22 protein-coding genes and 1 other RNA gene are annotated in these 24,203 nt (G+C 64.9%); 8 read left to right on the top strand and 15 right to left on the bottom strand.

Features of this window, described 5'->3' with window-relative positions; translation table 11 throughout:
- Positions 1–62: 62 nt before the first annotated feature.
- Positions 63–500 (bottom strand): CopL family metal-binding regulatory protein, encoded by a 438-nt coding sequence (locus HG421_RS15230; protein WP_169707099.1) that lies wholly within the window; start codon positions 498–500, stop codon positions 63–65.
- 92 nt (positions 501–592) lie between these two features.
- Between HG421_RS15230 and HG421_RS15225 the strand changes: the two genes are divergently transcribed.
- From HG421_RS15225 to HG421_RS15215, 3 genes are all read left to right on the top strand, one after another.
- Entirely contained in the window at positions 593–1,696 is a 1,104-nt protein-coding gene (locus HG421_RS15225) for a PLP-dependent cysteine synthase family protein (protein WP_169707098.1), read from the top strand.
- Between the two features lie 94 nt (positions 1,697–1,790).
- Positions 1,791–3,815 (top strand): M3 family metallopeptidase, encoded by a 2,025-nt coding sequence (locus tag HG421_RS15220; RefSeq protein ID WP_169707097.1) that lies wholly within the window; start codon positions 1,791–1,793, stop codon positions 3,813–3,815.
- A 143-nt stretch (positions 3,816–3,958) separates the two neighbouring features.
- Complete coding sequence (locus HG421_RS15215; protein WP_169707096.1) at positions 3,959–4,630, top strand: SH3 domain-containing protein; 672 nt, start codon at positions 3,959–3,961, stop codon at positions 4,628–4,630.
- A 3-nt stretch (positions 4,631–4,633) separates the two neighbouring features.
- Here the strand turns inward: HG421_RS15215 and HG421_RS15210 are convergent.
- The 8 genes from HG421_RS15210 to fabA form a co-directional block, all read right to left on the bottom strand.
- A non-coding RNA gene (locus tag HG421_RS15210) (sX9 sRNA) lies at positions 4,634–4,710 on the bottom strand.
- A gap of 214 nt (positions 4,711–4,924) precedes the next feature.
- A complete protein-coding gene (locus HG421_RS15205) occupies positions 4,925–5,380 on the bottom strand; it encodes an endonuclease (protein ID WP_228330959.1) in 456 nt (151 codons plus the stop codon).
- Between the two features lie 207 nt (positions 5,381–5,587).
- Entirely contained in the window at positions 5,588–7,876 is a 2,289-nt protein-coding gene (locus tag HG421_RS15200; protein ID WP_169707094.1) for a phospholipase, read from the bottom strand.
- 146 nt (positions 7,877–8,022) lie between these two features.
- Positions 8,023–8,868 (bottom strand): ankyrin repeat domain-containing protein, encoded by an 846-nt coding sequence (locus HG421_RS15195; protein WP_429001892.1) that lies wholly within the window; start codon positions 8,866–8,868, stop codon positions 8,023–8,025.
- A gap of 261 nt (positions 8,869–9,129) precedes the next feature.
- Positions 9,130–9,990 carry an ankyrin repeat domain-containing protein gene (locus HG421_RS15190; RefSeq protein WP_248279389.1) on the bottom strand — a complete coding sequence of 287 codons (861 nt, stop codon included), beginning with the start codon at positions 9,988–9,990 and terminating at the stop codon, positions 9,130–9,132.
- Between the two features lie 239 nt (positions 9,991–10,229).
- On the bottom strand, positions 10,230–11,063 hold the full coding sequence (locus tag HG421_RS15185) for an ankyrin repeat domain-containing protein (RefSeq protein ID WP_169707092.1): 834 nt from the start codon (positions 11,061–11,063) through the stop codon (positions 10,230–10,232).
- A 472-nt stretch (positions 11,064–11,535) separates the two neighbouring features.
- Positions 11,536–12,744, bottom strand: coding sequence for a beta-ketoacyl-ACP synthase I (fabB, locus tag HG421_RS15180; protein WP_169707091.1), 1,209 nt, complete (start codon positions 12,742–12,744; stop codon positions 11,536–11,538).
- Positions 12,744–13,259, bottom strand: coding sequence for a 3-hydroxyacyl-[acyl-carrier-protein] dehydratase FabA (gene fabA / locus HG421_RS15175; protein ID WP_169707090.1), 516 nt, complete (start codon positions 13,257–13,259; stop codon positions 12,744–12,746). The genes fabB and fabA overlap by 1 nt, the downstream gene beginning before the upstream one ends.
- 343 nt (positions 13,260–13,602) lie before the next feature.
- On the opposite strand from fabA, the gene dinB reads away from it, so the two are divergent.
- Together dinB and gph are read left to right on the top strand one after the other, a co-directional pair.
- Positions 13,603–14,679, top strand: coding sequence for a DNA polymerase IV (gene dinB, locus HG421_RS15170; protein ID WP_169707089.1), 1,077 nt, complete (start codon positions 13,603–13,605; stop codon positions 14,677–14,679).
- Positions 14,680–14,803: 124 nt separating this feature from the next.
- The gene (gene gph / locus HG421_RS15165; protein WP_169707088.1) at positions 14,804–15,463 is read left to right on the top strand and encodes a phosphoglycolate phosphatase; all 660 of its coding nucleotides are present in this window, start codon (positions 14,804–14,806) and stop codon (positions 15,461–15,463) included.
- 273 nt (positions 15,464–15,736) lie between these two features.
- On the opposite strand, the gene HG421_RS15160 is transcribed toward gph, so the two are convergent.
- A complete protein-coding gene (locus HG421_RS15160) occupies positions 15,737–16,129 on the bottom strand; it encodes a TfoX/Sxy family protein (protein WP_169707087.1) in 393 nt (130 codons plus the stop codon).
- Positions 16,126–16,608: a GAF domain-containing protein gene (locus HG421_RS15155; RefSeq protein WP_169707086.1), complete on the bottom strand. Its 483-nt coding sequence runs from the start codon at positions 16,606–16,608 to the stop codon at positions 16,126–16,128. Before HG421_RS15155 ends, HG421_RS15160 begins: the two co-directional genes overlap by 4 nt.
- Positions 16,609–16,848: 240 nt before the next feature.
- On the opposite strand from HG421_RS15155, the gene bioD reads away from it, so the two are divergent.
- Positions 16,849–17,541 (top strand): dethiobiotin synthase, encoded by a 693-nt coding sequence (gene bioD, locus HG421_RS15150; RefSeq protein WP_169707085.1) that lies wholly within the window; start codon positions 16,849–16,851, stop codon positions 17,539–17,541.
- A gap of 139 nt (positions 17,542–17,680) precedes the next feature.
- Here bioD and HG421_RS15145 read toward each other — a convergent pair whose 3' ends face one another.
- The 3 genes from HG421_RS15145 to HG421_RS15135 form a co-directional block, all read right to left on the bottom strand.
- Positions 17,681–18,016 carry a phasin family protein gene (locus tag HG421_RS15145; RefSeq protein ID WP_169707084.1) on the bottom strand — a complete coding sequence of 112 codons (336 nt, stop codon included), beginning with the start codon at positions 18,014–18,016 and terminating at the stop codon, positions 17,681–17,683.
- Positions 18,017–18,207: 191 nt separating this feature from the next.
- Positions 18,208–18,561, bottom strand: a complete 354-nt coding sequence (queD, locus tag HG421_RS15140; RefSeq protein ID WP_169707083.1) for a 6-carboxytetrahydropterin synthase QueD — start codon at positions 18,559–18,561, stop codon at positions 18,208–18,210.
- 135 nt (positions 18,562–18,696) lie between these two features.
- Positions 18,697–20,085 (bottom strand): DEAD/DEAH box helicase, encoded by a 1,389-nt coding sequence (locus HG421_RS15135; RefSeq protein ID WP_169707082.1) that lies wholly within the window; start codon positions 20,083–20,085, stop codon positions 18,697–18,699.
- 377 nt (positions 20,086–20,462) lie between these two features.
- On the opposite strand from HG421_RS15135, the gene HG421_RS15125 reads away from it, so the two are divergent.
- Positions 20,463–21,452: a fumarylacetoacetate hydrolase family protein gene (locus HG421_RS15125; protein ID WP_169707081.1), complete on the top strand. Its 990-nt coding sequence runs from the start codon at positions 20,463–20,465 to the stop codon at positions 21,450–21,452.
- A 43-nt stretch (positions 21,453–21,495) separates the two neighbouring features.
- A complete protein-coding gene (gene maiA / locus HG421_RS15120) occupies positions 21,496–22,158 on the top strand; it encodes a maleylacetoacetate isomerase (RefSeq protein ID WP_169707080.1) in 663 nt (220 codons plus the stop codon).
- A gap of 814 nt (positions 22,159–22,972) precedes the next feature.
- On the opposite strand, the gene HG421_RS15115 is transcribed toward maiA, so the two are convergent.
- Positions 22,973–24,106, bottom strand: coding sequence for a PilT/PilU family type 4a pilus ATPase (locus HG421_RS15115; protein ID WP_169707079.1), 1,134 nt, complete (start codon positions 24,104–24,106; stop codon positions 22,973–22,975).
- Positions 24,107–24,203: the final 97 nt, after the last annotated feature.

The raw sequence follows: 24,203 nt of genomic DNA, 5'->3' as shown, positions 1-24,203 counted from the left end.
GGAAGATCCCCGCGACCGCGCCACGTACCCGGCACCAAGCGCCGCCGTGGTGTCGGCTGCGCTCAGCCGATGGGAGGTCGAACCGGCTGTTCGGGCACCGGGCTGCCACGCCCGTCGGCCGGAATTGCCGGCAGTGCCGGGCGGCCGGGCAGGCCGGCAGGTAGCGCCGGCAGGGTCAGCAAGGCCAGGCTGCAGTGGTGCAGGCAGTCGCAGCTGCCCAGCTTGCAGCAGTCGGCCGCGTGCGCGTGGTGGGATGCGTGGTCGGGCTGGGTCGGGGCCGGCGGCGGCATGTCCGCATGACAGGGCATGGCATCGGCGCTTGCCGCATGCCCCGCCCCATGCGCAGCCGGTTGCGGCATGGCCATCTCCGGCATGGCCATGCCCACCGACGCCCATGCGCCGGTGGCCGTGTTGGCGACCAGGCATAGGCACAGCAGCAGGCGGAGCAGGCAATGCAGCACGGGCGCTCGCGGCGGAAACAGATGCGGCCAGCATACCATCGGCTCCCGACTGTCCGCCCGATGACCGCCTGCCGCGGGTGTGCGCCTGGCGGCGGTAGAATCGGCATCTCTTTCGCATCACGTCCGTGCCCATGTCGCAGCGCCAGTGGGTGGCCGCCGCCATCCAGAAGATCGAGGCCGATTTCAACCGTTCGGCCGATACCCATCTGATTCCCATGGACCTGCCGGGCTATCCGGGCATCGACCTGTACTTCAAGGACGAGTCCAGCCACCCCACCGGCAGCCTCAAGCACCGGCTGGCGCGGTCGTTGTTCCTGTATGCGCTGGCCAATGGCTGGCTGCGCGAGGGCCGCCCGGTGATCGAAGCCTCCAGCGGCTCCACCGCCGTGTCGGAAGCGTATTTCGCCCGTCTGCTGGGGGTGCCCTTCATCGCGGTGATGCCGGCCTCCACCTCGCCGGAAAAGATCGCCGCGATCGAGTTCCAGGGCGGGCGCTGCCACCTGGTGGAGCGTGCCTGCGACCTGGACAGCGCCTCGCACCAGCTCGCACGCGAGACCGGCGGGCACTTCATGGACCAGTTCACCTATGCCGAGCGCGCCACCGACTGGCGCGCCAACAACAACATCGCCGAATCGATCTTCAAGCAGCTGGCCGAAGAGCCGTACCCGATTCCGGAATGGATCGTCTGCAGCCCGGGCACCGGCGGCACCAGCGCCACCCTGGGGCGCTATGTGCGCTACCGGCGCCACGCCACCCGCATCCTGTGCGCCGACCCGGAAGTGTCGGTGTTCTTCGACGGCTACTGCCGCGCGGTGGACGGGCAGTGCCCCAAGGAACTGGCCATCACCGGCGGCTCGCGCATCGAAGGCATCGGCCGGCCGCGGGTGGAGTCCAGCTTCATCGCCACCTGCGTGGATGCGATGGTCAAAGTGCCCGACGCGCTGAGCCTGGCGGCCATGCGCCACGTCAGCGCCACCCTGGGCCGTCGCGTGGGCGGTTCCACCGGCACCAACTTCGTCGGCGTGCTGCAGGCCGCCCAGCGCATGCGCGAGGAAGGCCAGCAGGGCTCCATCGTCACCATCCTGTGCGATGCCGGCGAGCGTTACGCGCACAGCTACTACGACCCGGCCTGGTATGTGGCGCGCGAGATCGACACCGCCGACAGCGACGCGGCCATTGCCAGCGCAGTCAACGGCGGCGCGTTGCCGCCGCTGCCTTGTGCTGCGCTGGAATGACCGCCATATCGTTGCGGTAGCTGGTGCATGCACCTGTGCACCGCCGCGTGCCGCTTGTCCCTTCCCCTGATCCAGTCCACCGCCGGAGCGCTCCATGACCAACCCCTTGCTCGACCTCTCCGGACTGCCGTCCTTCGATGCGATCGGCCCCGAGCATGTGAGCCCGGCGATCGACCAGCTGCTGGCGCAGGCCGAGGCGGCAGTAAAGGCCGCCGAACAGGTCAGCCCGGTCAGCTGGGACAGCTTCGTGGTGCCGCTGGACGATGCCACCGAGCGGCTCTGGCGTGCCTGGGGGCAGGTGGGCCATCTGCAGGCAGTGATGAACACCCCCGAGTTGCGCGAGGCCTACAACAGCAACCTGCCCAAGGTGAGCCGCTTCGGCAGCGCGCTGGGCCAGAACCTGGCGCTGTACGCGCAGTACAAGGCACTGGCGCAGTCGCCGGATGCTGCGCGCTACGATGAAGCCCGGCGCAAGGTGCTGGACAACGCGCTGCGCGATTTCCGGCTCGGCGGTGCCGAGCTGGACGACGCCGCCAAGGCGCGCTTTGCGCAGATCCAGGAAGAACTGTCGGCACTGGCGGCGAAGTTTTCGCAGAACGTGCTCGATGCCACCGATGCCTGGTCGTACGTGACCGAAGACGACACCCAGCTGTCCGGTCTGCCGGCCGAAGTGATTGCCGCCGCGCGCGCCGCCGCAGAAAAGGACGGCGTGCCAGGGTGGAAGTTCACCCTGCAGATGCCGTGCTACCTGCCGGTGCAGACCGATGCCGACAGCCGCGAACTGCGCGCGCTGCTGTATCGTGCCAACGCCGAGCGCGCCTCCGAATTCGGCGATGCCGCGCTGGACAACAGCGCCAACATCGATCGCATTCTTGCGCTGCGCGCCGAGCTGGCGCAGCTGCTCGGTTTTGCCAGTTACGCCGAGTATTCCATCGCCACCAAGATGGCGCAGAGTCCGGATGAAGTGATGGGCTTTCTGCGCGATCTGGCGGTGCGTGCCAAGCCATACGCGCAGCGCGACCGCGCCGAACTGGAAGCCTTCGCCCGCGACGAACTCGGCCTGGATGAACTGCAGGCCTGGGATCTGGCCTATGCCAGCGAAAAGCTCAAGCAGGCCCGCTACAGCTTTTCCGAACAGGAAGTGAAGCAGTATTTCACCGAGCCGAAAGTGCTGGCCGGCCTGTTCGATGTGATCCATAGCCTGTACGGGCTGACGGTCAAGCCGGACAGCGCGCCGGTGTGGCATCCGGATGTGCGCTTTTATCGCCTGGAAGATGCGCAAGGTGTGCTGGTCGGCCAGTTCTATCTGGATCTGTACGCGCGCGAAGGCAAGCGCGGCGGTGCCTGGATGGACGACTGCCGCAATCGCCGCGACACCGCCAACGGCGTACAGACGCCGCTGGTGTATCTGGTGTGCAATTTCGGCCGCGGCAGTGGCGATGCACCGGCCACGTTCCGGCACGGCGAAGTCACCACGCTGTTCCATGAAATGGGCCACGGGCTGCACCAGTTGCTCACCCGTATCGGCGAGCTCGGCGTGGCCGGCATCAACGGCGTGGAGTGGGACGCGGTGGAGTTGCCCAGCCAGTTCATGGAGAACTTCTGCTGGGAATGGGAGCGCGTGCAGGCGATGACCGCGCATGTGCAGACCGGCGAACCGTTGCCGCGCAACCTGTTCGACCGCCTGCTGGCCGCGCGCAATTTCCAGAGTGGCATGTTCACCGTGCGCCAGCTGGAATTTGCGTTGTTCGACATGCAGCTGCACAGCAGCTTCGACCCGGTGCAGGACAGCGTGCTGCAGCTGATCGAACGCGTGCGCGACGAGGTGGCCGTCAATCGCCCGCCGGCATGGAATCGCTTCCCGCATCAGTTCAGCCATATTTTCGCAGGCGGTTACGCAGCCGGCTATTACAGCTACAAATGGGCCGAAGTGCTCAGTGCCGATGCCTACGCCGCGTTCGAAGAGGCGCCGGAACAGGTCGCTGATACGGGTGCACGTTTTCGCCATGAAGTGTTGTCGCGCGGTGGCAGCCGCAGTGCGGCCGACAACTTCCGTGCCTTCCGTGGCCGTGCGCCGAGCATCGACGCATTGCTGCGGCACAACGGGATGGCGGGGTAAGCGCAGCGGATATGCCTGCCGCCTGGTGACAGTGCGTGCGGCATTGGCAGTGCATTCAGTCGGCCTGTCCTACCAAGCACGCCAGCGCGTTCGTTGCAGCGAGCAGATCGCGCGAAGGGATCCTCACGCGAAGGGAGAAGGCAATGCGGCGAGTTCTGGCATGCAGCGTGGTGTGGTTGCTGATGGTGGCGGCCGCACCGGTCGCGGCGCAGCACACCGGGCACGTCAACAGTCTGGCCCGTTTGCGTGCAGGCCCTGGCGACGAATACCGGCTGGTGGGCGAAGCCAATGCCGGCAATCCGGTCACCATCCATGGCTGCCTGGAGAACGGCAGATGGTGCGATGTGCGCGGGCCCGATGCACGCGGCTGGATGCCTGCGCAGGCGATTGCGCTGGATCGCGGCGATCTCGCTGGCGCGGTGCCGAAGATTGCGTTTTCGCTGGACGCCTATTGGGACGCGCATTACCGCGGCCGCGAATGGACCGTGGAGAGCGAACGCGCGCTGTGGCGCAACCATGCACCGGAGAGCTCGCCGGACCTGGAAGTGCTGGCGCCTGGCGAGGGCTCTCCGCATCGCGGCGCGCCGTCCATCGCCAGGCGCGTCAAGCAGGAAACACGCGAAAACACCGAGCGGGCCAATCGCGAGCGCGCCGAGATCGACGCGGCCAGGACCGCGCAACGCAAGCGGGAGCGAGCGCAGATGGAGTGTCGCAGCAGGCAGCGCGCGCAAGAGCGACAGGCGGATACGGAGGCCAATGGCCAGCCCGCCAGCAGCGGGACCTCGATGGAGGATTGCGATCGGCTGCAGGAGTAGAGCGGAGATCACAACGTCGCGAGCAGTCGCCAGGTGGGCGTGGACGGCACGCTCGGAAGCGGAGTGGACGCGTGGTTCATGCGATTGCGAGTGTCTGCCGCGCCTCTGCCCAGCGGCTGCGCAGTCGTGTTGTTGTCCGCTTTTTGGGCAGCACGTGCAGGCACTGCTGCTCTGGGGCATCCGGTCACTTGTCCATCAATCGCGGCCGCAGGCTAAATTTTGCGCAGATGGCGCCAGCGCAGATGGTGCAAGTGCGTAGCGGCAAGCGCGGCCATGCGCCCACGGCCTATCGACTCAGGTAACCCGCACATCGAACGGGTTCGGTATGTCGCTCTGTCGGACCTGGCGTTCTCCCACCTGTGACAGCTCGCCGGGAAATCCACAGGCGTACCCGTCTACGTCGAGCCACAGCGGATTCAATGCATCAACCAGCCGCCGTTGCCACGCATGCGTCCAACGGCGGATCTCATTCGCGCGTGCTCGCGCAGCTGCGGGGTCGTCATGCACTTCGAACCACACCAGCAGCAGCGGCATCACCTGGGTTTGGGGTAGGGTCGCTTCTTGTTGTGCCACGAGATGCCTGCACTGCTTGGCCACAGCGCGCAAGTCGCTTGCCACATCGATGTAGAAGGCGTCCCGCCGTGCATGCGCCAGCAGGTACACCACATGAGGGCCATGCAGCAGGCCATGCCAGTCGGCATGTTCGAATGCGGCAAATGCCGCGTTGGCCGGAGCGATCGTGTCTGTCATTTCCATCGCCTATCTTGCGCCGGCATGCGAGTCGATATTGTCGACCACGCGTGGCGCATTGCCCTTATATGACCGGCCCCGGGGGGGAGGGCTGATCTCGGCTGGCCTGCGCAATCGCCTCCTGCTGCCGCGCGGTTTCCAGTGTCTGCGCCTGCACGTGCTGCATCGATTCCTGCACCGATGGTGCCGTACCGGCCAGGGACATATTCACGCGCTTGGTGATGTCGTCGTAGTTCTGTGCAAAGAAGGTTTCGTTGACCACATCCACCCGCCCATCCCAATTGGGCTTGAAGCCTTGCACGTACAGGGCCGCAGTGACCTGGGTGAGGTGATCTTCCGGCAGCGGCGTGCCCTTGCATCCAGCCGATGCTTGACGTCCGCGTACAACGCATGGCCTGGATGCGCAGGGTCGCTGAAGGGAAGCAGGCCCGGCGATTGCCGTGCGGGGTCGCTTCCTACGGTGGCGTGCTCGCGCTGCGCGTCGGCCTTTTCCTGCTCTGCCAGCCGCTCGCGCTCCTGCTGCACCGTCTGCTCCATGTGCAGTTGCCAATGGCGTTGCTGTTCCAGCGCCTGTTGCGGCTGCACGGCGAGGTCCGGCTGCGTGCGCTCGGGGGCGCTTGCAACCGATGCGGCCACAGGTAGCGCCTGCACCGCGGTGCCGCGCTCGCCCGGTCCGAGCGCAGCGCCTTGCGCCTGAGCCTGATCCGGCGCGGCCTGCGCGCGCGCCTTGCGTTCGACATCCTGGATGAGCGCATCCATGCTGGGCACGACTGTCTCGGTCATCAGATGCCGTTCGGTGGCCTCGTCCAGGCTCTGCCCCAGGTTGCCAGCGAACTCGCCCGTCTTGACCAGATTGAACAGGCCGTGCGGAGTGGTCGGGTTGTGCGTGGCATAGGTGGCAACCGCAGCGGTGGCCACACCGGCCTGCTTGGCGTAGATCTCGGGCGCCAACGCAGATGTCGCCTCGGTATACCGTCCCGTCGTGTCCAGCAGCGCGTTCGCCTGGACGCCCGCTGCAGTCCAGCTGGCGTGCTCGGCCTGCCCAATCTGGCTGGCGGCGGCGTCGAGCGCCTGGCCTGTTTCATGGCCACGCTGTCGGATCTGCCGGGCGTCATCGGCCGCCTCATTCAAGCGCTGTGTGGCCTGGTTCTGCCCGCGCTGTTCCGCGGCCGCACCGGCCTGCGCCAGGCGCTCGGCCTGTGCATCGAGCTGTGCGTCCAATGCCTGCGGCAGCATCCCGCCCAGCCCACGCAGCGCCGCCGCGCCCAGCGAAGCCGCTTCGCCCTGCACCTGTCCCTGCAACCGCTGCACCTGGCCCAGGGCCTGACGCCCCTGCGCGGCGAATGCACCGGCCTGCTCCACGCCTTCTCCCGCGGCCGCCCCCAGCCGCTGGGCGATACCCTGCCGGACCTGCGCCGCGGCTTGCGCCGCGCGCTGGGCCAGGTCGCCCGCGGCATCCAGCGCCTGGTCTGCCATCTGGCCCGACTCCGCGACCACCCCACCCAGGCCGCGCCCCACCCGCACACCTTGCGAGGTGGCATGGAGCGCATCCAGCGCGGGGCCGGCGAAGTTGGACACATCGCGCAGCGACAGCCTCGCAGGGCGATCAACGATGCCCTGGCCGTCGGTGGCATGCTGCTTGGCCGCCAGCAGCGGTTGCATCTGGCCGGCCGCCAACGGCAACTCCCGCAACAGTTGCGTGGTGTTGCCATGTTGCAGCCGGTCCAGGAACGCGTGGGCGGCCGGTTGCGCATGCGCCGGCAACGTCGCATCGAGCTGGCTGGCCAGCAAGGCCTTGGCTTGCGGCAACTCATCGAGCACGGTGCAGGTTTCCTTCAGCACCGCGCCGAGTTCTGCGCGCCGGAACGCATCCAGGCGATGGATATTCTGCTGGATGCCGTCGTTGAGGACCTCGCCGGTGACCTGGTAGGCGACGACGCTTTGTTTGGGGTCGTAGACCGGCAGCCCATTCTCCTGGGCAAACCGCTGGGCGGTGAGCGGATGCAGGCCGGCGGCATTGAAGGTGGTGGTTCGCATGCCTGACACTGCCGCTCCCGCCGAGGCCATGCCGCCGCCGAGGGAGTGGCCGGTGATTTCGAAGTCGAGCTGCGAGCGACTTAACTGGTACGCAAGACTCATTGCTCGATCGTAGTAATCGGTTTTCAGGCCCACCGATTGCGGGAAGTTGTTGGCGACGAAGTCCTCGCTGCCGGTGGGGCGTAGCCCATCCGGCGTCAGGACCTCGCCGGCCGAACCCTTGAAAGCCACGGTGGGTTTGTAGCCGGGGCCGAGGATGGCCGGGTCGGGGAGATAGATTTCGGCGCGGAAGCCTGAACGGTCAGGCTTCAACAAGTCTCTTATCTGATCATCCGTCAGGTTCAGCTGCGGCGCATACTCACGCAGTTTGTCCAGATGCTCGCTGGCGCGAATCCATCCGGCATCCGGCTGTCCTTCGCCTTTGGCCGAGTCGTAGACATCGTCGGAAAGCCCAGCCATTTCACGGTCGTGATATAGCGTTTGCAGTTTCTCGGCTTGCTGCCGTGCCTGTGGATCGCTGCTGGTCCGCAGCTGCGCGAGTACGGCACGCTGATGTTGATGGTCTGCGAGAGTTGGCATCTGAAAATTCCTTCTTCAGTTATCGGTCAAAGTAACGGAATATCTTTCTCTTCGGAAGGGAAGCCGAAGGCTTTGCGCATCTTTCGTAGGTAATCAGGTAGCGGTGGGCGCGTATACCCGTGCTGCAGTAGCCATTGCTGGCACTTGCGTTGCCAGGTTGGGTCATTCGGATTGCCCGGGTGCCAAAATATATCTGCGACCACGGGGTATTCATGCGAGCCATCAGGATTTCTCGTTAGATCGTTTATTTTCGGATCTGCGCCATGTTCAAGCAGCCAGAAGACCTGCTCAAATCCACCCCTGGCTGCGTAATGAAAAATTATAGGAGAGCCCTGGCTGGTGGAATTCACATCCGCTCCACGTTCCACCAAGAGCTTTACGTTCTCCCATTTATTTTGGGTAAGGAATGCCTGCAAAAGTAGGGTTTCGCCGTTGGAGTTACGGGTGTTCGGGTCGCCGCCATGATCGAGCAATAATTTCAGATAGACCGGATCTTCCTGTTTGGCGGCCCAGACCATCGCATTGTCTTCATAACGCCCTTTGAATCGCGTGGTATCTTGCTGCGGGTGTAGCTTGCGTGCATTGGGGTCTGCCCCATTCTCCAGCATCGCCCGCAACCCCTCGGGGTTCTGCGTGAGGATTGGCCACATCAGCAGCGGGTAGCCATCCTTGGAAAAGATCACATCAGGATCGACGCGCTCCTCTTTCATCAACCGCCGCACTTCCTTGACGTTGCCATGCTCGGCGGCCAGCGCCAGCGCCTGTGCCTTGGGATCGGGGAAATACGAGCGTAGTGGATACGCCGATTGCTGCGCAGGCGCAGGCAACGACACGCCGCCGCAGCTGGCACAGACCAAGAAAAACGACAGCACGACGATTCGTAGCAATCTGGGCACAGCGCATCCTTATGAAGCGGTAGAAGCGACCAGCGCTCTGTGCCGGCCGTGTATGGCCTTAGCCTAGACCTTGCGCGCGGCGCAGGCAAAGCGTCTCGCGGTCGTAATAAAGCGTTTGCAGTTTCTCGGCTTGCTGCCGGGTCTGGGACCACTGCTGGCCCGTAGTTGCTCGAGTGCGGCACGCTGCTGCTGGTGATCTGCGAGAGTGGGCATCTGAAAACCTTCTTCAGTGATCGATCAAAGCAACGGAATGTCTTTTTCTTCGGAGGGGAAGCCGAAGGCTTTGCGCATGCTTCGGAAACTTTCAGGTAAAGGGGGACGCTGGTATCCGCGCTGCAACAACCATTGCTGGCACTTGCGCTGCCAGGTTGGATCATTTGGATTGCCAGGGTGCCAAAAAATACTTTCTACAATGGAAAGGTTTTTTGGGAGCGGAGGCGGGCTTCCTTCCCCCGGATCTGCGCCGTGTTCAAGTAGCCAGTAGGCCTGCTCAAAACCCCCACGAGCAGCATAATTGAACAGGATAGGAACACCTTGACTCGTGGCATTCACATCAGCCCCGCGTTCCACCAGCAGCTTCACGTTCTCCCATTTGTTTTGCGAAAGGAATGCTTGCAAAAGCAACGTTTCATTGTTTGCATTTCTCGTGTTCGGATCGCCGCCATGGTCCAGGAGCAACTTCAAGTAGATCGGATCATCCTGCTTGGCAGCCCACACCATGGCATTGGCATGATTCGTTGGAGTGCTGCTACTCCCGGGCTCAGGTGGATACGGCTTTGCAACGTTGGGATCTGCCCCATTCTCCAGCATCGCCCGCAACCCCTCGGGGTTCTGCGTGAGAATTGGCCACATCAGCAGCGGGTAGCCGTGCTTGGAAAAGATCACATCAGGATCGACGCGCTCCTCTTTCATCAACCGCCGCACTTCCTTGACGTTGCCATGCTCGGCGGCCAGCGCCAGCGCCTGTGCCTTGGGATCGGGGAAATACGAGCGTAGTGGATACGCGGACTGCTGCGCAGGCGCAGGCAACGACACGCCACCGCAGCTTGCACAGGCCAAGAACAACGACAGCGTGACGATTTGTACCAATCTGGGCACAGCGCATCCTTATGAAGCGGTAGAAGCGATCAGCGCTCTGTGCCGACCGTGTATGGCTTAGCCTAGACCTTGCACGCGGCGTGGGCAAAGCGTCTCGCGGTCGTAATAAGACGTTTGCAGTTTTTCGGCTTGCTGCCAAGCCTGTGGATCGCTGCTGGTCCGTAGCTGCTCGAGTAAGGCGCGTTGCTGCTGGTGGTCTGCGAGAGTGGTCATCTGAAAATTCCTTCTTCAGTGGTGGATCAAAGTAACGGAATATCTTTTTCTTCGGACCGGAAGCCGAAGGCTTTGCGCATACTCCGGTAATTTTCGGGCAACGGCGGTCGTTGGATGCCATGCTGCAACAAAAATTGTTGGCACTTGCGTTGCCAGGTTGGATCAGTTGGATTGCCGGGATGCCAGAAGACTGCGGAAATTACACGTTCATCGCTGAAGCTGGCGCCGTGGTTGATGAGCCAATATGACTGTTCAAAGCCACCTCTTGCTGCATAGTCAAGAAAGATCGAGCTGCCCTGACTTTCTGCATTCACATCCGCTCCACGTTCCACCAAGAGCTTTACGTTCTCCCATTTATTTTGGGTAAGGAATGCCTGCAGAAGTAGGGTTTCGCCGTTGGAGTTACGGGCGTTTGGGTCGCCGCCATGATCGAGCAGTAATTTCAGATAGACCGGATCTTCCTGTTTGGCAGCCCAGACCATCGCATTGTCTTCATAACGCCCTTTGAATCGCGTCGTATGCTGCTGCGGGTGTAGCTTGCGTGCATTGGGATCTGCTCCATTCCCCAGCATCGCCCGCAACCCCTCGGGGTTCTGCGTGAGGATCGGCCACATCAGCAGCGGGTAGCCGTCCTTGGAAAAGATCACATCAGGATCAACGTGCTCCTCTTTCATCAACCGTCGCACTTCCTTGACGTTGCCATGTTCGGCGGCCAGCGCCAGCGCCTGTGCCTTGGGATCGGGGAAATACGAGCGCAGTGGATACGCCGACTGCTGCGCAGGCGCAGGCAACGACACGCCGCCGCAGCTGGCACAGACCAATAACAACGACAGCAAGGCCATTCGTAGCAGGGTAGACACAGCACATCCTTATGAGCGGCAAGAGCGACTGGTGCGTCCTCGCTGGACGAGCGTTGGTTAGATAAGCTAACACAGTGCGGCCTAGTAGTGGTCATGTTAGAGGATCTAATCCTAGGCTTTGCGGGTCGCCTATGCAAAAGCTAGGGCCTAGACCGCCTGCTCATCCTGCAAGGTGGGATTAGCAAGTATCCGCCTCAGGGTTTATGAGAGTAGAGATGCCGCGCAACGACGGCTACGCGAGCTTTGCCACGATCTTATCGGCCTTGTCAGCGTGGCCGCTGGCAACGGCTGCCTCTTGCCAGACGCCAGAGTCGGCTCACGCGGGCGACTGGTCGGAGCAACAGGATCCATATCAAGGATCGACAGTACAAAGTCTCGACCACCGACCAGCACGGCCGTCGAAGTGCCGACGCAACTGATGGGCAGATATCGAACAGGCAACTACATGCCTGCCCGACATCCACGTCTGCCATCACACCCGACCAAATACCAACGTGCCGTTGGTGCCGCCAAAGCCGAAGCTGTTGGACATCACCGTGTTCAAGCTCGCCTGCTGGGTCTGCCGCAGGATGGGGAAGCCTTCGGCACGCGGATCGAGTTCGTCGATATGCGCCGAGCCGGCCATGAAGCCGTCGCGCAGCATCAGCAGGCAGAAGATCGCTTCGTGCACGCTGGCCGTTCCCAGCGAATGGCCCGACAGCGCCTTGGTCGAGGACAGCGGCGGCACGGTGTTGCCGAATACCTCGCGCACGGCGCCCAGTTCGGTGACATCGCCCAGCGGCGTGGAGGTGCCGTGGGTGTTGAGGTAATCGATCGGGCGATCCAGCCCCTGCATGGCCATATGCATGCAGCGCACCGCGCCTTCGCCGCTGGGCGCGACCATGTCCGCGCCATCGGAGGTCACGCCGTAACCGAGCAACTCGGCATGGATGCGCGCGCCGCGCGCGATGGCATGGTCGTAGTCCTCCAGCACCAGCATGCCGCCGCCGCTGCCGATCACGAACCCATCGCGCTGCGCGTCATACGGGCGCGAGGCTACCGCCGGGCGATCGTTGAAGCCGGTGGACAGCGCGCCCATCGCGTCGAACATCCCGCTCATGGTCCAGTGCAGTTCTTCGCCGGCACCGGCGAACATCACGTCCTGCGCGCCGTGGCGGATCAGGTCGGCGGCCGCACCGATGCAATGCGCCGAGGTCGCGCAGGCGGCCGACAACGAGTAGCTCAGGCCGCGGATCTTGAACGCGGTGGCCAGCGATGCGGAGACCGCCGAACACATCGTGCGCGGCACCATGTACGGGCCCACCTTGCGCACGCCGCGCGCGCGCAGCAGATCGGCCGTTTCCACCTGCCACTGGCTGGATCCGCCGCCGGAACCGGCAATCACGCCGGTGCGCAGGTCGCTGACCTGGTCGGCGCTCAGGCCGGCATCGGCGATCGCATCGCGCATGGCCAGATACGCATACGCGCACGCATCGCCCATGAAACGTTTGAGCTTGCGGTCGATCAACGCCTCCAGATCCAGCGCCACCGCGCCGCCGACCTGGCTGCGCAGGCCTGCCTCGGCGTGATCGGGCAGGGCGGTGATGCCGGAACGGCTCTCGCGCAGTGCGGTGGACACGGTCTCCAGGTCATTGCCCAGGCACGAATTGATGCCCATTCCGGTGACGACGACGCGACGCATCAGAAGCTCTCCGTCGAAGTGAACATGCCCACGCGCAGATCCTTGGCGGTGTAGATCTCGCGCCCGTCCACCAGCATGCGTGCATCGGTCTGCGCCATCACCAGCTTGCGGTTGATCACGCGGCTGACATCGATCTCGTAGCTCACCAGTTTGGCGCTCGGCAGCACCTGGCCGGTGAACTTGACCTCTCCGCAGCCCAGGGCGCGGCCGCGGCCGGGCGCACCGATCCAGGTCAGGAAGAAGCCGGTCAACTGCCACATCGCATCCAGCCCCAGGCAGCCGGGCATCACCGGGTCGCCGATGAAGTGGCAGCCGAAGAACCACAGGTCCGGGTGCACGTCGAGTTCAGCGTGGATCACGCCCTTGCCATGCGCGCCGCCGGTGTCGCTGATCTCGGTGATGCGGTCGAACATCAGCATCGGGTCGTTCGGCAACCGGCCGCTGTCGGGTCCAAACAATTCCCCACGCGCGCTGGCCAACAATTGGTCGCGCGAGTACGCACTTTGACGGGTCATGACGAACGTTTCCTGCAAGAAGCGAAAGGCAAGGGCGGCAAGGGTGCATGAGGGCGCGCGGTTCAATCAAACGTTTTATCCGTACGCCTGCGTGCTGTTTTCAGGCGATTGCGCAGTGCGGCACGCGGCCGCGCAGCTGCGTTCCCTGACCCTCGGCGGGCAACCAATGCCTGGCCGGGACGCTGTCGTCGGCCGGTGCCGCGGAGCAGTGGCGCGTCCCACTCGTGCTCAATCGTCGGCAGTCGCGCCCGTTTCGCAGGTGCGGCCACGGCCTGCGCATGCTCAAGGCGTGAGACGCAGCTGATCTATCATGGGCTACTACTTGTGGAGAGACGCCAGCTTGATGCGCAAGATCGTGCACGTGGACATGGATGCGTTCTACGCGTCCGTGGAGCAACGTGACGATCCGGGCCTGCGCGGCAAGCCGGTGGTGGTGGCCTGGCGCGGCGCGCGGTCGGTGGTGTGCGCGGCATCCTATGAAGCGCGTACCTTCGGCATCCGCTCGGCCATGCCGGCCCTGCGCGCGGAGCGTCTGTGCCCGGATGCAGTGTTCGTGCCGCCGGATTTTGCGCGCTACAAGGCGGTGTCGCGACAGGTGCGCGAGATCTTCCATCGGCATACCGATCTGGTCGAGCCGTTGTCGCTGGACGAGGCGTATCTGGATGTCACGCAGGCCAAGACCGGCATGCAGCTGGCCACCGAGATCGCGCAGCTGATCCGCAGCCAGATCCGCGAGGAAACCCAGCTCACCGCCTCGGCCGGCATCGCGCCGAACAAGTTCCTGGCCAAGATCGCATCGGACTGGCGCAAGCCCGATGGCCAGTTCGTCATCGCGCCCAGCCGGGTGGATGCCTTCCTGCTTCCGCTCAAGGTCAACCGCATTCCCGGCGTGGGCAAGGTGATGGATGCCAAGCTGGCGGCGCTGGGCATCGTGACCGTTGCCGACCTGCGCCTGCGCCCGCTGGAAGAACTGCAGGCGCATTTCGGCAGCTTCGGGCACAGCCTGTATCGCCGCGCGCGCGGCATCGACGAACGTCCGGTAGAGCCGGACCAGGAAGTGCAGTCGGTGTCGTCGGAAGATACCTTCAGCGAAGACCTGGGGTTGGAGGCGCTGGATCCGCACATCCTGCGTCTGGCCGAGAAAACCTGGCTGGCGACGCGTCGCACCGAACGCATCGGGCGCACGGTGGTGTTGAAGTTGAAGACCTCGAACTTCCGCATCCTCACGCGCTCGCATACACCCGAGCAAGCGCCTGCCTCATTGGATGCGTTGGCGCAGATCGCCTTGGCGCTGACGCGGCGCGTGGAGCTGCCGGCCGAGACGCGTTTCCGCCTGGTCGGTGTGGGATTGAGCGGTTTCAGCGATGCGGAAGAGGGCGCGGTGCAGGGGCAGTTGTTTGGCGAAGTGCCGCAGGCGTAGGTCGATGCAAGGTGTGGACGTTGCATCAGGCTGTCTCTATTGACCGAGATGACCGCGTCCGCGCTGACGTAGCGTAAATCCCGCACTGCGTACACTGACACGCCCCCCGCACGAGGCCTTCTGCATGTTTGCGTATCCGCTGGTGATTTTCGATCTGGACGGTACCTTGGTGGACAGTGCGCCCAACATCGCCGAGGCGCTCAACGCCACCTTGCAGGAGCTGGGCTTGCCGCAGTTCAGCGAATCCACCATCCGCAGCTGGATCGGTGAGGGTGTGCAGGTGCTGCTCGCCACCGCACTGCGCGAAGCTGGCGGCACCCATGATGCCGAAACGGAAATGCCGGTGATGATGCGGCACTATGCCGCCAGCCTGCTGCACGACCCGCAGCTGTATCCCGGTGTTGCCGAGGCATTGCGCGGCCTGCGCGACGCCGGTGCAACATTGGCGCTGTGTACCAACAAGCCCTCGCGCTTCATCGCTCCCTTGCTCGAGCACCTGGGTATCGCCGCGCTGTTCAGTGCGGTGCTCGGCGGCGATTCGTTGCCGCAGCGCAAGCCCGACCCGGCACCATTGCTGCATCTGGCCACGCAGTTCCAGCGCGCCCCGCAGCACTGCTTGATGGTCGGCGATTCGGGCACCGATGCGGCGGCGGCACATGCTGCCAGCATGCCGCTGGCGATGGTGCGTTACGGCTACCTGCGCGGCTTCGATCCGCAAAGCTCCGGTGCGGTTGTTCTGGTCGACGATATGCGCGAACTGCTGGCGTTACACACCCCAGGCTGACACCTCTGCGCACTCCGTGCTGCGGGGGCATAAGCGCTCTTGGGTAGGTAATGACTGCTCCAACGCGCTTTCGCCAGCGCGTGTCGCCGTGCAGTGCCTGCGTCAGTAGTGCTGCATTGAATCCCTGGTCACGGCAGACGCGCTGCTGCCGGCATCAACTCGCCGTCAGTGGCGGATGGCCAGGCCCTGGTAACAACTTCAACCGGCCGCATCCTGTAGCGGACAGGCAGGGCATCACGGTATGTCCCGCGCTGGGCGCCACATGCCGGCAACTCACTCGTCGTGCGTTGCGTCCATGCGCGCATCGTCATCGGGTGCGTCGCCGGCATCGGCGTGCGTGTCGTCGTTGTCGGCGCGCGCATAGTGCACGGTTTCCACCGGCCCACCGACCGCGCGGCCGCGGACCGGCAGCAGTGCGCTGACTGCTTCGTATTCGGCCAATAAGGCATGCCGGCGCGTTTCCGGCACGTCCTGCCAGTGGCAGTCGGCCAGTGCGCCTTCCAGCGAATACAGGAGGTTGAGGCTGGGCTTGAAGCCGGCGCGGCGCACCTTGACGAAGGCACCCACCGCACCGACCGCCTGCAGATCCTGCTGCGTGCGCAAGCCGACCTGGCGCAGCCACGCTGCGCTCTTGGGGCCGATGTTGCGCAGCCGCTGGGTGGTCACGTCAATGCGCCGACGAAGACGTGCGCAATTGCTTCCAGTCCGCGCTGGTCGTCCGCATCGAAGCGGTCCAGCTCCGGGCTATCCAGGTCCAGCACGCCGATCAGCGCATCGCCCTTGACCAGCGGAACCACCAGCTCCGAACGCGAGGCCGAATCGCAGGCGATATGCCCGGGGAACGCGTCCACGTCGGCAATACGCTGGGTCTGCCGGGTACTGGCGGCTGCGCCGCACACGCCCTTGTCCAGCGGGATGCGCACGCATGCCGGCAGGCCCTGGAACGGCCCGACCACCAGCTCACGTCCGTCGTAAAAGTAGAAGCCGGCCCAGTTCAGCGACGGCAGCGCATGGAAGATCAGCGCGGCCAGGTTGGCGGCATTGGCGACCCGGTCCGGCTCGCCGTGTACCAGGGCCTGGGCCTGGGCGGTGAGCTGGGCATATTGTTCCGGCTTGCTGCCGGTCAGCGATGAGGTGGCGAACATGCGCGAAGTTTAGCAGCGGCGCTCTGCCGCGGCGCTGCGACGGTGGCGGTGGCTCTGCGCGGCAGCGGCGGACACCGTTTTACAGCCGCATCGCCACCCGGGCAAGCATGTCAAAGGCTGACGATCCAGATTCGCCTCCCGCCTCCCGCCTCCCCAATCCCCAATCCCCAATCCCCAGCCTGCGCTGCGCTATGCTGCGCGCCCTCACGGCAATGGCGGCGCGGCCGCAGGATCAGGCGCATGCAGTACCCGGCATTCTACGTGACCGGCACCGATACCGGCATTGGCAAGACCATGGGCAGCACCGCCCTGCTGCATGCCCTGCGCGCGCGCGGCCACACCGCGGTGGGAATGAAGCCGGTCGCCAGCGGCTGTGAGCGCACGCCGCAAGGGTGGCGCAACGAAGATGCGCTGGCATTGCAGGCCGCCAGCGATCCGCAGCCTGACTACGCCACGCTCAATCCCTATGCCTTGCCCGCGCCACTGGCGCCGGAACTGGCCGCTGCCGACGTGGGGGTGACCTTGTCGCTGGAGCCGATCATCCGTGCCTTCGCGCAGTTGCGCGCGCAGGCGCAGGTGGTGGTGGTCGAAGGCGTCGGTGGCTGGGCCGCGCCGCTAAGCGCAACCCTGGATCAAGCCGATCTGGTGCGCAGGCTGCAGCTTCCGGTGGTGCTGGTGGTCGGTGTGCGGCTGGGCTGCATCAACCATGCGCGCCTGACTGCCGCAGCCATCGCGGCCGACGGGCTGGCGTGCGTGGGCTGGATCGCCAACGAGGTGGATCCGCAGATGGAGCGGGTCGAAGAGAACATCGCCATGCTGGGCCAGCGGCTGGCGATGCCGTGCTGGGGACGAATCTCCTGGCGGCCGGGCGCCGATCCCGCCAGCCAGGCGCACGGTCTGCAGCTGCCGGCTGGACCGGCTGACAGGACGTAAGGAGCACTCGTCAGCTGGGTATGCTGGTGAGAAACGCCCGGCAAGACGCCCATAAAAAAGCCCGACAGAGGGAGGGATCTGTCGGGCCGGATTGCACGGGGGGAGGGACCCATGCAAAGACGCTGAATTTTGGTGGCCGTTACTTGCGCCGGGTCTTGCCTGCCGCACCGGCCGTTGCGCTGCCGGTATCGAACTGCTGCTTGGCAAACTGCCCAAGCTCGCTGGACATCTTCAGTCCCATTCCGACCACTTCCTGGTTGACCGATGCCAGCCGTTCCAGGTTGTCGCGGGCCAGCTGCAGGCCCTTGGGCCAAAGCGTCTGGTAGGCACCCAGGTCGCGGGCCTGCGCGAACTCACCGAAGAAGCTGGTGGTCGCGTTGACGTTCTGTTCCAGCGTGTCCAATGCCAACTGGTTGGCACGTGCTGCGGCAGACGCGAACTGACTGGTGAAGCTGTTTTCGAACTGCGCCGACATTGCGAACCCCTTGGGGAAGGCCGTGACCGTTTGTTGCGTTGCAGCATACGCGGATATTGCTGCGATGCAACACGTTTCCTGAAGTTTTTCCAACTCGCACTGGAAGTGCTTTGAATTCAGTGCCTTGGCAGTGGTTCTCAAACGACGAAGCCGCCTGGCAGGCGGCTTCGGGTCAAGCAACTGCGCAGGGATCAACCGCGATAACGGCAGCCGGAGGTGCAGGTCTCGTGCACCACGATCTCGCTCAGCTGCGGCAGGGCCGGCTTGAGCTGGTTCCAGATCCAGATCGCCAGCCGCTCGCTGGTCGGGTTTTCCAGCCCCTCGATATCGTTGAGGTAGTGGTGGTCCAGGCGGTCGTAGATCGGCTGGAAGGCGGCCTTGATATCGCCGAAGTCCATGATCCAGCCCGTCTCGGCGCCTGGGTCGCCACTGACATGCAGCTCGACCCGGAACGAATGCCCGTGCAGGCGGGCGCACTTGTGGCCGGGCGGCACGTTGGGAAGCCGGTGTGCGGCTTCCAGGGTGAATACCTTGAAGATGTCCATGACGATGATTCGGCAAACAATGGGAAGGAAGGGCGCGTGCCGGCCCGTTGCCGGATCACGCGAAAGCCTGGGCAGGCCGCGGCGGACAGAGCAAGGGCCGCATCGCGGCCCTTGTGGTCAACCGACGCTCACCGCTCAGGCGCCGCGGTTGGCCGGACGGCCGTTGCCGCCCCGCCCGCCATCGCGACGCCCGGCGCCTGCACCGGCATTGGCCTGACGCGGCCCGCCGCTGCGCTGGCCACCCGGCTTCTTCGGGCCGGCATGCGCATGCGCCTGGCGCGGCGCATCGCCATGCGGACGACGCGCGTGGCTCTTGCGCGGCGCGCGGTCGCCGCCTGGCTGTTCGGCGCGGCCCGGCGCGCTGTTGCCCCAGCGGATCGGGGTCTGCGGCTCGTAACCCGGTACGTCGCGGATTTCCACGTCGCGGCCCAGCATGCGCACGATCTGACGCAGCAGCTTGGCTTCGTCCTGCGCCACCAGCGAGATCGCCTCGCCGGTGGAGCCGTTACGGCCGGTGCGGCCGATCCGGTGCACGTAGTCCTCGGCCACCATCGGCAGGTCGTAGTTGATGACCTTCGGCAGCTGGTCGATATCGATACCGCGCGCGGCGATGTCGGTGGCCACCAGCACGGTCACGCGGCCGGCCTTGAAGTCGCTCAGGGCGCGCATGCGCTGGCCCTGGCTCTTGTTGCCGTGGATCGCCGCGGTCTTGATGCCCGACTTCTCCAGGAACAGCGCCAGCTTGTCGCTGCCGTGCTTGGTACGTGCGAAGACCAGGGTCTGCTCGCGGCTGTCCTGCGCCAGCAGGTGCAGCAGCAGGTCGCGCTTGCGCGCGCCATCGACCGGGTGCACGCGGTGGGTGATGCTCTCGGCCACGGTATTGCTCGGGGTGACCTGGATCTGCATCGGGTTGCGCATGAACTCCAGCGCCAGCTGCTTGATGTTCTCTTCGAAGGTGGCCGAGAACAGCAGGGTCTGGCGGTTCTGGCGCGGCAGCTTGGTCAGGATGCGCTTGATCGACGGCAAAAAGCCCATGTCGAGCATGCGGTCGGCTTCGTCCAGGATCAGCACTTCGATACCGGACAGGTCCACGCTGCGGCGTTCGATATGGTCGATCAGGCGGCCCGGGCAGGCGATCAGCAGGTCCACGCCACGGCGCAGCGCGTCGAGCTGGTTGCCCATGCCCACGCCGCCGTAGATCACCGCGCTGGGAATGCGCAGGTACTTGCTGTAGCCGCGCAGGCTGTCGTGCACCTGGGTGGCCAGCTCGCGGGTAGGGGTCAGGATCAGCGCGCGCGGCTTGCGCGGGCCGCTGACCGCCTGCGGCGAGGTGCCCAGGTGCTGCAGCAGCGGCAGGCCGAACGCGGCGGTCTTGCCGGTGCCGGTCTGTGCGCCGGCCAGCAGGTCGTGACCTTCCAGCACCAGCGGGATCGCCTGCTGCTGGATCGGGGTGGGGGTTTCGTAGCCCTGCTCGGCCAACGCGCGCAGCAGGAAGGGCGCCAGGCCCAGGGATTCAAAAGACATCAGGAAGCTCCAAGTAAAGCGCCGCCACCAGGCCGGGCCTGGAGCGCAAACGCATTGCAGATGCGAAAAGGTGAGGCTCGGAGCGTTCCCGTGAACCGCGCTGCGAGATGGTGGATCAACCCGATCAAGACGCGATGGGTTTGTCGGCACCACGAAAGGCGTCGGGTGGGGCGGGCGAGCGGATCGATCGATCCTGGCCTCGCCGGCGGTCCCAAAGGGAAACGGACGGCCGCATGCAGACCCGGCAAGTGTACGCGCGATTGGCGCGCTGCACAAAAGTTCCTGCCAGCGGCTGGGGCGCGGGTCAGTTGTTTCAAGTGTAACGGATGGTGCGGCAGGTCGTACAATCGGCCGATCCGTCACTGCACAGGAAGGTCATGAAGCTAGGTTCCCTGAAGGAAGGCGGCCGCGACGGCAGCCTGATCGTGGTCTCCCGCGACCTGAGCAAGGCCGTACGTGCCACCGGCATTGCGCCCACCCTGCAGCGCGCGCTGGACGACTGGAGCAATAGCGCGCCGCGCCTGAATGCCCTGGCCGACGCGCTGGAAGACGGCAGCGCCGACGGCGTGTTCGACCTGGAACCGCAGGCGCTGGCCGCGCCGCTGCCGCGCGCCTACGAATTCGTCGATGGCAGCGCTTACCTGCCGCACGTAGAAAGGGTGCGCCGCGCCCGCAACGCCGAGGTGCCGGAAAGCTTCTACACCGACCCGCTGATGTACCAGGCCACCAGTGCCGGGTTCTATGGTCCGCGCGATGCCATCAAGGTCATCAGCGAAGACCACGGCATCGACCTGGAGGCCGAGCTGGTGGTCATCACCGACGACGTGCCGATGGGCGCCTCGACCGAGCAGGCGGCCGCGCATATCCAGCTGATCGGCCTGGTCAACGATGTCTCGCTGCGCAACCTGATTCCGGCCGAGCTCGCCAAGGGCTTCGGATTCGTGCAATCCAAGCCGCGCTCGGCGTTGTCGCCGGTGTTCGTCACCCCCGACGAGCTGGGCGAGGCCTGGCGCGGCAACAAGGTGCATCTGCCGCTGGTGACCCATGTCAACGGCGCCTGGTTCGGTGCGCCGGAGGCCGGCAACGACATGCAGTTCGACTTCGCCCAGCTGGTGGCGCACGCGGCCAAGACCCGGCCGCTATCGGCCGGCACCATCGTGGGCTCGGGCACCATCGCCAACCAGGACACCACGCTGGGCGCGTCATGTTTTGCCGAACAACGCGTGGTGGAAACCTTGCGCGACGGCTCGCCGAGCACGCCGTTCATGTCCTTCGGCGACGAGGTGCGCATCGAGATGTTCGCCTCCGACGGCAGCAGCATCTTCGGCGCGATCGAACAGCGCGTCGAACGGCAGCCGCTGCCGTGACGCAGGCTGCAGCGGCACCGGGCTGCGACAGCGGCGCCCATCCATGAGCGCGGCCCTGGAGCTGTTTTCGTACTGGCGTTCCAGCGCGGCCTACCGCGTGCGCATCGGATTGCAGTTGAAGGCGCTGGATCATGTCATCCATCCAGTGCATCTGGTGCGCGATGGTGGCGAGCAACATGCGCCGGCCTACGCGCAGCTCAATCCGCAGGAACTGGTGCCCACGCTACGCCATGGCAGCGTGGTGATCGCGCAGTCGCTGGCGATTCTGGAGTATCTGGAAGAGGCGTTCGCAGACACCGCCGCACTGCTGCCCTCTGCGCCGGCCGAGCGCGCCCGCGTGCGCGCGCTGGCGCAACTCATCGCCTGCGATGTGCATCCGCTCAACAACCTGCGCGTCACCCAGCTGCTGGAGCGCGACTTTGCGCTGGACGCCGCGCAACGCCTGCAGTGGACCCGTCACTGGATGCAGCGCGGGTTCGCCGCACTGGAAACGCAGCTGGCGCGCGATCCGCACACCGGACGTTTCTGCCAAGGCGATGCACCAGGCCTGGCCGATTGCGTGCTGGTTCCGCAGCTCTACAACGCGCACCGGTTCGATGTCGATCTGGCGCCGTATCCGACCTTGCAGCGCATCGAGCAGGCGTGCCTGGCGCTACCGGCCTTCGATGCGGCGCGGCCCGAACTGCAGGTGGATGCGGTGGCGTGAGGGCAAAAACATTGCGGCCCTCATCCGCCCTTCGGGCACCTTCCAGAAGCATCACACCGCCGCCGACCTCCCTTCTCCCGCAAGCGGGAGAAGGTGGCGCGCAGCGCCGGATGAGGGCGCTTACCGCGTCGACATGACGGCGCAAGGAGCGTGCCGTAGGGCCTGCCAACGTGCGATCAGGAGGTCGTCAACATTCTCCAACCATCACACCGCCGCCGACCTCCCTTCTCCCGCAAGCGGGAGAAGGTGGCGCGCAGCGCCGGATGAGGGCGCTTACCGCGTCGACATGACGGCGCAAGGAGCTTGCCGCAGGGCCTGCCATCGTGCGATTAGGAGGTCGTCAACATTCTCCAACCATCACACCGCCGCCGATCTCCCTTCTCCCGCAAGCGGGAGAAGGTGGCGCGCAGCGCCGGATGAGGGCGCTTACCGCGTCGACATGACGGCGCAAGGAGCTTGCCGCAGGGCCTGCCATCGTGCGATTAGGAGGTCGTCAACATTTTCCAAGCATCACACCGCCGCCGATCTCCCTTCTCCCGCAAGCGGGAGAAGGTGGCGCGCAGCGCCGGATGAGGGCGCTTACCGCGTCGACATGACGGCGCAAGGAGCTTGCCGCAGGGCCTGCCATCGTGCGATTAGGAGGTCGTCAACAATTTCCAAGCATCACACCGCCGCCGATCTCCCTTCTCCCGCAAGCGGGAGAAGGTGGCGCACAGCGCCGGATGAGGGCGCTTCCAGCAGAGACAACACGCTGCAACAGCGCCGGCTGCCGTCAGCGATCGTTACCGCCGCTCGCTTTTGGCTATCTGAGCAATCAAATAAACCCGTGGCTGATCTTCGGTGCCGATGCCGCCTCGTAATCGGCATACGGATCGTGTTCGCCGGAGCCGCCTTCGGACAGGCGGAACTTCAGCGCCAGGCCGTCACGCGAATCGGCAGCACGCAGCGCTTCTTCCTGCTCGATCTCGCCGGTCTTGACCATCCGGAACAGGCATTGGTCGAAGGTCTGCATGCCTTCTTCCAGCGACTCTTCCATCGCCTGCTTGACCTCGTGCACCTGGCCGCGGCGCAGCAGGTCGCGGATCATCGGCGTGTTGAGCAGCACTTCGGTGGCCGGCCGGCGGCGTCCATCCACGCCCTTGACCAGGCGCTGGGAGATGACCGCGCGCAGGTTCAGCGCCAGGTTCATCAGCACGTTCTTGTGCGCGCTCTCCGGGAAGAAGTTGAGGATGCGCTCGATGGTCTGGTCGGCATTGTTGGAGTGCAGCGTCGCCAGGCACAGGTGGCCGGTTTCGGCGAAGGCGATGGCGGCCTCCATGGTTTCGGCATCCAGGATCTCGCCGATCAGGATCACGTCCGGCGCTTCGCGCATCGCATTTTTCAGCGCGCTCTGGAAGGCGTGGGTGTCCAGGCCCACCTCGCGCTGGTTCACGATCGACATCTTGTGCTTGTGCAGGTATTCGATCGGGTCCTCGATGGTGAGGATGTGCCCGGTGGTGGTGCTGTTGCGGTGGTCGATCATCGAGGCCAGCGAGGTCGACTTGCCCGAACCGGTGGACCCCACCACCAGCACCAGCCCGCGCGGGGTCATGATGACGTCCTTGAGCACCTGCGGCAGATTGAGCTCCTCGATGCTCGGGATCCGGCTGCGGATGGCGCGGATCACCATGCCCACCTCGCCACGCTGCTTGAACACGTTCACGCGGAAGCGCCCCGCGTCGGGCAGGGCGATGGCCATGTTGAGCTCGAGCTCGCGCTCGAACTGCGGCACCTGGCCCTCGTCCATCAAGGAATAGGCGATTTTCTTGACCATCCCCGGTGGCAACCCCGTATTGCCGAGCGGGTAGAGCTTGCCCTCGATCTTGATGTACACCGGCGCGCCGGTGGTCAAGAACATGTCCGAGGCGTTCTTTTCGGTCATCAGCTTCAGGAAGTAGCCGATATCCATGCGCAATGGTTCCCCAACAAACAGCAGCGTCTCGTTGCAAGTCCGCCGCAGGCTTCCGACAATGGCCGTGCTCGAGACTTCTCGCTACGGCTCCCCT

The sequence above is a fragment of the Xanthomonas campestris pv. badrii genome (assembly GCF_012848175.1).
Taxonomy (GTDB): Bacteria; Pseudomonadota; Gammaproteobacteria; order Xanthomonadales; family Xanthomonadaceae; genus Xanthomonas; species Xanthomonas campestris_C.
This window is presented reverse-complemented; position numbering and strand designations above follow the sequence as displayed.

Excerpts from the sequence above, each read along its gene's own strand:
- HG421_RS15230 (WP_169707099.1), bottom strand. The coding sequence starts at position 500 with ATGGTATGCTGGCCGCATCTGTTTCCGCCGCGAGCGCCCGTGCTGCAT.
- HG421_RS15225 (WP_169707098.1), top strand. The coding sequence starts at position 593 with ATGTCGCAGCGCCAGTGGGTGGCCGCCGCCATCCAGAAGATCGAGGCC.
- HG421_RS15220 (WP_169707097.1), top strand. The coding sequence starts at position 1,791 with ATGACCAACCCCTTGCTCGACCTCTCCGGACTGCCGTCCTTCGATGCG.
- HG421_RS15215 (WP_169707096.1), top strand. The coding sequence starts at position 3,959 with ATGCGGCGAGTTCTGGCATGCAGCGTGGTGTGGTTGCTGATGGTGGCG.
- HG421_RS15205 (WP_228330959.1), bottom strand. The coding sequence starts at position 5,380 with ATGACAGACACGATCGCTCCGGCCAACGCGGCATTTGCCGCATTCGAA.
- HG421_RS15200 (WP_169707094.1), bottom strand. The coding sequence starts at position 7,876 with ATGGCTGGGCTTTCCGACGATGTCTACGACTCGGCCAAAGGCGAAGGA.
- fabB (WP_169707091.1), bottom strand. The coding sequence starts at position 12,744 with ATGCGTCGCGTCGTCGTCACCGGAATGGGCATCAATTCGTGCCTGGGC.
- fabA (WP_169707090.1), bottom strand. The coding sequence starts at position 13,259 with ATGACCCGTCAAAGTGCGTACTCGCGCGACCAATTGTTGGCCAGCGCG.
- dinB (WP_169707089.1), top strand. The coding sequence starts at position 13,603 with ATGCGCAAGATCGTGCACGTGGACATGGATGCGTTCTACGCGTCCGTG.
- gph (WP_169707088.1), top strand. The coding sequence starts at position 14,804 with ATGTTTGCGTATCCGCTGGTGATTTTCGATCTGGACGGTACCTTGGTG.
- HG421_RS15155 (WP_169707086.1), bottom strand. The coding sequence starts at position 16,608 with ATGTTCGCCACCTCATCGCTGACCGGCAGCAAGCCGGAACAATATGCC.
- bioD (WP_169707085.1), top strand. The coding sequence starts at position 16,849 with ATGCAGTACCCGGCATTCTACGTGACCGGCACCGATACCGGCATTGGC.
- HG421_RS15145 (WP_169707084.1), bottom strand. The coding sequence starts at position 18,016 with ATGTCGGCGCAGTTCGAAAACAGCTTCACCAGTCAGTTCGCGTCTGCC.
- queD (WP_169707083.1), bottom strand. The coding sequence starts at position 18,561 with ATGGACATCTTCAAGGTATTCACCCTGGAAGCCGCACACCGGCTTCCC.
- HG421_RS15135 (WP_169707082.1), bottom strand. The coding sequence starts at position 20,085 with ATGTCTTTTGAATCCCTGGGCCTGGCGCCCTTCCTGCTGCGCGCGTTG.
- HG421_RS15125 (WP_169707081.1), top strand. The coding sequence starts at position 20,463 with ATGAAGCTAGGTTCCCTGAAGGAAGGCGGCCGCGACGGCAGCCTGATC.
- maiA (WP_169707080.1), top strand. The coding sequence starts at position 21,496 with ATGAGCGCGGCCCTGGAGCTGTTTTCGTACTGGCGTTCCAGCGCGGCC.
- HG421_RS15115 (WP_169707079.1), bottom strand. The coding sequence starts at position 24,106 with ATGGATATCGGCTACTTCCTGAAGCTGATGACCGAAAAGAACGCCTCG.